Origin of the sequence: Amycolatopsis sp. NPDC049253 (assembly GCF_040678995.1) — a bacterium.
Taxonomy (GTDB): Bacteria; Actinomycetota; Actinomycetes; order Mycobacteriales; family Pseudonocardiaceae; genus Amycolatopsis.
Genome location: NZ_JBFAQX010000052.1, coordinates 21,018 through 27,508, shown reverse-complemented (window position 1 = coordinate 27,508; position 6,491 = coordinate 21,018). Strand labels below are relative to the sequence as shown.

The following is a 6,491-nucleotide window of genomic DNA, read 5'->3' as shown; positions in this document are numbered from 1 at the left end:
CAGACCAAGGCCCACCGCGGCGAGGAGCTGCCGGACAACCTGGCGCACCTGGCCGAGCAGGGTCCGGCCGCGCAGGAAGCCAGCTCGCTGCTCGCCAGACACTAGAGGGAAGGGGCGGGTCAATGGCGATCAGCGTCTTCGATCTGTTCTCGATCGGCATCGGGCCGTCGAGCTCCCACACGGTCGGCCCGATGCGGGCCGCGCGGACCTTTGTGGACGGTCTCGTCGACGAGGGTCTGCTGGACCGCGTGACGCGGGTGCAGGCGGAGCTGTTCGGCTCGCTCGGCGCGACCGGGTTCGGGCACGGCAGCGACAAGGCCGTGCTGCTGGGGCTGTCGGGGGAGCGTCCGGAGTCGGTCGACACGGAGACGGTGCCTTCGCGGGTCGCCGATATGCGTGCGTCGGGGCGGTTGCTGCTGGGTGGCGTCCGGGAGATCGCGTTCGACGAGGATGCCGACTTGACGATGCACCGGCGCAAGTCGCTGCCGGCGCACCCGAACGGGATGGTGTTCCGGGCCTTCGCCGGTGCTTCGGAGCTGCGGTCGCGGACGTACTACTCCGTGGGCGGCGGCTTCGTGCGCGACGAGTCGTACGAGACGGACGCGGTGTTCGTCGAGGACTCGACGCCGGTGCCGTACCCGTTCCGCACGGGCGCCGACCTGCTCGCCCATTGCGCGGCGACGGGGCTGCCGATCAGCGAGATCATGCTGGCGAACGAGCTTTCGTGGCGTTCGGCTGCCGAGGTGCGGGCCGGGTTGCTGGAGATCTGGGACGTGATGGCCGCGTGCGTTTCGGCGGGCATCGCGCACGAGGGCGTGCTCCCGGGCGGCCTGAAGGTCCCGCGGCGCGCCAAGGCGTTGCACGACAAGCTGATCGCCGAGGACGGCGTCGGGGATCCGTTGTACGCCATGGACTGGGTCAGCCTGTACGCGCTGGCGGTCAACGAGGAGAACGCCGCCGGCGGGCGCGTCGTCACGGCTCCGACGAACGGTGCCGCGGGGATCATCCCGGCCGTGCTGCACTACTACCAGCGGTTCGTCCGCGGCTCTTCGGACGACGGCATCGTGACCTTTCTCTTGACGGCCGGTGCGGTGGGCTCGATCTTGAAGCAGACGGGCTCGATCTCGGGTGCCGAGGTCGGTTGCCAGGGCGAGGTCGGCTCGGCCTCGGCCATGGCGGCGGCCGGGTTGACCGAGGTCCTGGGCGGGTCGCCGGCCCAGGTGGAGAACGCGGCGGAGATCGGCGTCGAGCACCATCTGGGTCTTACCTGCGACCCGGTTGGCGGGTTGGTGCAGATTCCCTGCATCGAACGCAACGCCGTCGGCGCCTCGAAGGCCATCCACGCCGCCCGCATGGCAATGCGCGGCGACGGCAGCCACGTGGTGACACTGGACAAGGCGATCAAGACCATGCGCGAGACCGGCGCCGATATGTCGGTGAAGTACAAGGAGACCGCGCGGGGTGGGCTGGCGGTGAACGTCATCGAGTGCTGAGGTGCTCTTGGGGGTGGGTCGGGTGGGACCGTTCGGAGGGCGAACGGTCCCATCTTGCTTTTCCGGTCAGTGGCCGCGTGTTTGCGGCCGGCTCGGTGTCAGGTCGCCCTCGGTGCCGGCGGCCCTTTCGCTGAGCGAACGGTCCCGCGGTGCCGGTTTGTTGCGGGCGGCGCTCGCGACGGGTGTGGCTGGACTGGCCGAAAGGGTGCGATGGGTCGCTTCGCTGGGCGAAGAGACCGCCTGGGGATCAGCGCGCGGGGATGTCGGCGCGTGGCGCTGCGAGGCGGCAGGTGCTGTTGCGCCTTTCGCCGGGCGAATGGACCTGCCGCGCTGGTGTAGGTGTTGGTGCGTGGTGGGTTCGGCCTGCGCGGGCCCCTTCGCTGGGCGAACGGTCCCGCGGCGACAGGGCAGTCGGCGGGTAGGGGTGGATGGTGAGCGGTGGGGACGTTCGCTGGGCGAAGGGACCGTCGCGCGGAGAGCGGCGGTCGGGTAGGCGAGAAGCCGGGTGGAGGGCGGATGGTGTCCTCGGTGGACCGGTGTCTGAACCGGGGGACCGACAGTCCTCAATGGATCGAAGCCCGCACAATCCTCAAGCCGGCAAGGTGATCTGCGCCCGCTGGCCCCGGGCGGTCACCAGCCGCAAGCCCGTGTGGACCAGGAGCCAGCCCAAGCGCTGGCGGGCCGTGGGCAGGGTGCGGGGCCGGGGCAAGGCGGCGGCGCGGTGGTGAGAAGCGGCAGCGCGGAGTTCCGACTGGCGCGCGGCGACGAGCTGCTCGGTGAAGTGGTGCGGAATCATGGCGTCCCCAGGGTGTCGGTGGGTTCTTCGGGGCGGGCGGTGCGCGGGAAGGCGGCCCAGTGGGTGACGACGGCGTCGTCGCCTGGTTGGGGGGTGCGGCGGTAGCGGTCGACGACGGCGGTGATCTCCTCGCTCATCCGGCGGGTCTCTTCGGGGGTCAGGGAGAGGTGTTCGCTGGTCATGGTCGCGTTGTGCTCCCACCGATCCAGCCACCGGGGCAGTTGGGCGACGAACTGCGCCTCCTCCTGGTAGCGCTTTTCGACGAGCTGGTGCAGGACCGTCGAGATCGGACCGGCCAGCTCCGGGTCGCGGACGAAGTCGCCGGTGCGGATGGTGGTGTAGTCCTGGGCGGCCTTCCACCAGCGTTCGCGCTTCGAGCCCCGGTCGGGGTCCTCCGCGACGAGGCCGGCGTCGGCGAGCCGGCGCAGGTGCCAGGACGTGGTGCCGGAGCTCTCGCCGACGCGTTTGCCCAGGCCGGTGGCCGTGGCCGGGCCGTCCTGTTCCAGCAGGTCGAGCAGCCGCATCCGCAGCGGGTGGGCGAGCGCGCGCAGGGTGCGGGCGTCGAGGATCCGTTCGGTGCGGTCGGCGGAGCTCATGAAACACAAACTACACCGCAGAGGATCCTTTGCAAAGAAGTCTCTGCAATCAACCGGGCTTAGACTCGCCGTCGTGGAGACGTCGGTGGCTAGCGCGAACGAGGCGCTGTTCCGGCCGGTTCGCGCGGGCAACGCGTTCGAGGAGACCGTCGAACGCCTGCTGCAGGCCATCCGCCTCGGCGTGGTCGGTGCGGGGGAGCGGCTGCCCTCTGAACGTGAGCTGGCCGAGCGGCTCGGGGTGAGCCGGGTGACGCTCAGGGAGGCCATCCGCGCGCTGGCCGACGCGGGTTACGTGGAGTCACGAAGAGGGCGTTACGGCGGGACGTTCGTGAACGAGAACCTGCCCGAGCCGGCGCAGAGCAAAACGGGGGAAATCGACGCGGCCGCCTTCGAAGACGCGTTGTGCCTGCGCCACGTGCTCGAAACCGGCGCGGCCGAGGCCGCCGCCGCGCGGACGCTCAGCCCGGCCGACCGGCAGCACCTCAAGACCACGCTCGCCGAGGCCGCGGCCGCCGACCTGGTCGACTACCGGCGCAAGGACTCGCGCCTGCACCTCGCGATCGCCGAGGTCACGGCGTCGAGCTCGCTCACCACGGCGATGGCCGACGCCCGCACGCGCGTGAACCGGTTGCTCGACCGCATCCCCCTGCTCGAGCCCAACCTGGAGCACTCCAACGCCCAGCACGAGGCGATCGTCGACGCCATCCTCGCCGGCGATCCGGTGGCCGCGCGCCACGCGATGGCCGAGCACATCGAGGGCACGGCTTCGCTGCTGCGGGCGTTCCTGTCGTGACTCGCCGTGAATTTTTCACCGAACCGCACAACCTTTTCACCCATCCGGCCGTCGTCCCATCGTGCTACCCGACACGGATGCCGAGACGGATGGAGCCACCAGCAGTGTCACGAACGAGCAGCCCGACGATCCCCGTGCCCGTCGCCGCCGCCGGTGGCGCAAGATCCGGCGCGTCGCGTACTGCTGCTTCGGCGTCTTCGTCGGCCTGCCGCTGATCGCGTTCTGGGTCGCCTACCTACTGATGGACGTCCGCAGCCCGCAGGACGTGCTCGCCTCGCTCGACAAGACCGTGGTGCTGAAGTACTCCGACGGCAGCGAGCTGCTCAAAGTCCTGCCCGCCGACGGCGACCGCTCGTTCGTGCCCTACGGCAAGGTGCCCTCGAAGCTGCGTGACGCGATCATCGCCACCGAGGACCCGACGTTCTGGGACAACGCGGGCTTCGACCCCACCGGCATCGGCCGCGCGTTCCTCACCGGCGTCGGCGGCGGCTCGGGGATCACGCAGCAGTACATCAAGAAGTCGACCGGCGACGACGACGCGACGCTCGGGCGCAAGCTGCAGGAGCTGGTGCTCGCCACGAAGATCACGCAGCAGCAGAGCAAGGAACAGATTTTCACCAGCTACGTGAACATCATCTCCTTCGGCCGCGGCACCTTCGGCCCGTCGGCGGCGATGAACGCGTTCTTCGGCCGCCCGCTCGACGACTCCATGACCTGGAGCGAAGCCGCGTTCCTGGCCGGGATGATCCAGTCGCCGTCGGTGCACGACCCCGCCGTTTCCGGCGACGCGCACGCGGCCAAACGCTGGACGTACGTGCGCGACAAGCTCGTGCAGCGCGGTTACGTCACGCCCGCCGACGCCGCCGCGATGGCCTATCCCGGCAAGGAAATCCTCCCGCCGTCGGAGACGCGCGCGAGCGTGACCTACGACGAGTACCACGTGAAGCAGCAGGTGCTCAGCGAGCTCGAACAGGACGGCTTCTCACTTTCGCGCCTGCAGCAAGGAAACCTGGTCGTGCAGACCACGCTCGATCGCAAGGCGCAGGCCTCCGCCCGCTCGACGCTGGCCGACCGCCTGAAGGCCGAGCCGAAGGAATTCCGCGGCGCGCTCGTGTCCGTCGACCCGGCCACGGGGGCGGTGCGCGCGTACGACGGCGGCGACAACGGCGTCCGTGACTACGCCGGCACGGAACACGCGGCGGGCTCGGCGTTCTATCCGCTGACGCTCACCGCGGGTGTGCGCGCCGGCGTCTCGCCGGACGAACCCGTGGCCGCGCCGGGCACGGTCGACTTCCTCGGGGAGCACTTCGAGTACCCGCAGAAATGCCCGTCCACCTGTACCTTGCGCACGGCGATGACCTCCGGCGCGGACACGCCGTTCATCGGCCTGGCCAAACGCGTCGGCGCCGACGCGGTGAGCGCGGCGGCGCGTGACGCGGGGATCCCGGCGGCAGTCGACGGCGCGGCGACCCTGCGCGAGAAGGACGGGTTCCTGATCGGCTCGGGCATCGCGGTCGGGCGGTATCCGTTGCGGCCCTTGGATTTGGCCGGAGCGTACGGCACTTTCGCGGCCGATGGGATGCGCGTGACGCCGCACCTCGTGGACAAAGTGCTCGGCCAGGACGGCAGCGTCGTGTGGCAGCACGACGACGAGCCGCACCCCGCGTTCTCCGACGACCCGGGGGTGAGCGCGAAGATCTCCGCCGAGGTGGCGAACGTGCTCCAGACGTTCCTGCCCGACGGCCGCCCCGCAGCCCTGCGCACGGGCGAGTTCCAGCACGGCAACTCGTCGGACAACCAGGACGCCTGGGCGATCGGCTACACCCCGCAGCTGGCCACGGCCGTCTGGGTCGGCTCCGACGACGAGCGGCGGCTGTTCGACGCACAGGGTCGCAAACTGACGGGCTCGACCGTGCCCGCGGACATCTGGCGGACGTTCATGGTGCAAGCGGAGCAGGGGCAGCCGATCAAGGGGACCGGCGGGGTCGAGCCGCGGTTCGCCCCGCCGCGGGCGGAGCAGACGCCGGGTCGCTGAACGTCCGTGGCGGGCGCCTCTCGGGGGCGCCCGCCACGGAAACGATCGGGTCAGCGCACGCGGGCGAGGACGAAACCGTCGTAACCCTTGTCGCCCACCGTCTGGATCGCGGTGGCTTCGAGGCGGTCGTTGCCGGTGAGCGCCGCGAACATCTCGCGCACGCCCCGCACGGACGGGTCGGTGCTGGCCGCTTCGAGGACGGCCCCGTCGCGGACGACGTTGTCGACCACGATCGTCGTGCCCGGCCGCGAGAGCCGCACGGCTTCGGCGACGTAGGGTGCGAGGTTGGCCTTGTCGGCGTCGATGAAGACGAAGTCGAACGGCCCGGTCAGCGTGGGCAGGGTGTCGAGAGCGGCGCCGACGCGGATGTCGGCCACCTCGGGCCCGAAGCCGGCGCGGTCGAGGTTCGCGCGGGCCACGGCAGCGTGCTTGGGGTCGTACTCGCAGGTCACCAGCGTGCCGCCGGGCGGCAGGGCGCGGGCCAGCCAGATCGTGCTGTAGCCGCCGAGCGTGCCGATCTCGAGGATCGAGCGGGCGCCGGCGGTGACGGCGAGCAGGTGGAGCAGCTTGCCTTGCGTGGGCGACACGGCGATGGCCGGCAGGCCCGCCGCGCTCGACTCGGCGAGCGCGGCGTCGAGCACCGGGTCGGCCGGGAGCAGGGCTTCGGCCAGGTGGTCGTCGACTGCGGTCCAGAGTTCGCGGGTCATGGCACCTCCGGCACCAATCTAACGGAGGCGGGATGTGCGGTGGCGACGCGGAAATGTGCCTTGCCCGTCGC

At 70.7% G+C, this 6,491-nt stretch carries 6 protein-coding genes and 1 pseudogene; 4 read left to right on the top strand and 3 right to left on the bottom strand.

Annotation, left to right across the window (positions count from 1 at the left end):
• Both AB0K15_RS46860 and AB0K15_RS46855 read left to right on the top strand, forming a co-directional pair.
• Window positions 1–105: pseudogene (locus tag AB0K15_RS46860) on the top strand (lipoyl synthase); the annotation flags it as partial.
• Between the two features lie 17 nt (window positions 106–122).
• Window positions 123–1,493, top strand: coding sequence for an L-serine ammonia-lyase (locus tag AB0K15_RS46855; RefSeq protein ID WP_364067489.1), 1,371 nt, complete (start codon window positions 123–125; stop codon window positions 1,491–1,493).
• A 589-nt stretch (window positions 1,494–2,082) separates the two neighbouring features.
• Here the strand turns inward: AB0K15_RS46855 and AB0K15_RS46850 are convergent.
• Together AB0K15_RS46850 and AB0K15_RS46845 are read right to left on the bottom strand one after the other, a co-directional pair.
• Complete coding sequence (locus AB0K15_RS46850; protein WP_364067487.1) at window positions 2,083–2,289, bottom strand: hypothetical protein; 207 nt, start codon at window positions 2,287–2,289, stop codon at window positions 2,083–2,085.
• Window positions 2,286–2,885, bottom strand: a complete 600-nt coding sequence (locus tag AB0K15_RS46845) for a helix-turn-helix domain-containing protein (RefSeq protein WP_364067485.1) — start codon at window positions 2,883–2,885, stop codon at window positions 2,286–2,288. Before AB0K15_RS46845 ends, AB0K15_RS46850 begins: the two co-directional genes overlap by 4 nt.
• A gap of 85 nt (window positions 2,886–2,970) precedes the next feature.
• Here AB0K15_RS46845 and AB0K15_RS46840 point away from each other — a divergent pair, with 85 nt between their 5' ends.
• Window positions 2,971–3,678, top strand: a complete 708-nt coding sequence (locus AB0K15_RS46840; protein ID WP_364067499.1) for a GntR family transcriptional regulator — start codon at window positions 2,971–2,973, stop codon at window positions 3,676–3,678.
• A gap of 163 nt (window positions 3,679–3,841) precedes the next feature.
• Entirely contained in the window at window positions 3,842–5,713 is a 1,872-nt protein-coding gene (locus AB0K15_RS46835) for a transglycosylase domain-containing protein (protein WP_364067497.1), read from the top strand.
• Between the two features lie 50 nt (window positions 5,714–5,763).
• On the opposite strand, the gene AB0K15_RS46830 is transcribed toward AB0K15_RS46835, so the two are convergent.
• Window positions 5,764–6,420 carry an O-methyltransferase gene (locus tag AB0K15_RS46830; protein ID WP_364067483.1) on the bottom strand — a complete coding sequence of 219 codons (657 nt, stop codon included), beginning with the start codon at window positions 6,418–6,420 and terminating at the stop codon, window positions 5,764–5,766.
• Window positions 6,421–6,491 lie beyond the last annotated feature (71 nt).

Bases quoted from the DNA above. Each gene is read 5' to 3' on its own strand.
- AB0K15_RS46855 (WP_364067489.1), top strand. From the start codon at position 123: ATGGCGATCAGCGTCTTCGATCTGTTCTCGATCGGCATCGGGCCGTCG.
- AB0K15_RS46830 (WP_364067483.1), bottom strand. From the start codon at position 6,420: ATGACCCGCGAACTCTGGACCGCAGTCGACGACCACCTGGCCGAAGCC.
- AB0K15_RS46845 (WP_364067485.1), bottom strand. From the start codon at position 2,885: ATGAGCTCCGCCGACCGCACCGAACGGATCCTCGACGCCCGCACCCTG.
- AB0K15_RS46850 (WP_364067487.1), bottom strand. From the start codon at position 2,289: ATGATTCCGCACCACTTCACCGAGCAGCTCGTCGCCGCGCGCCAGTCG.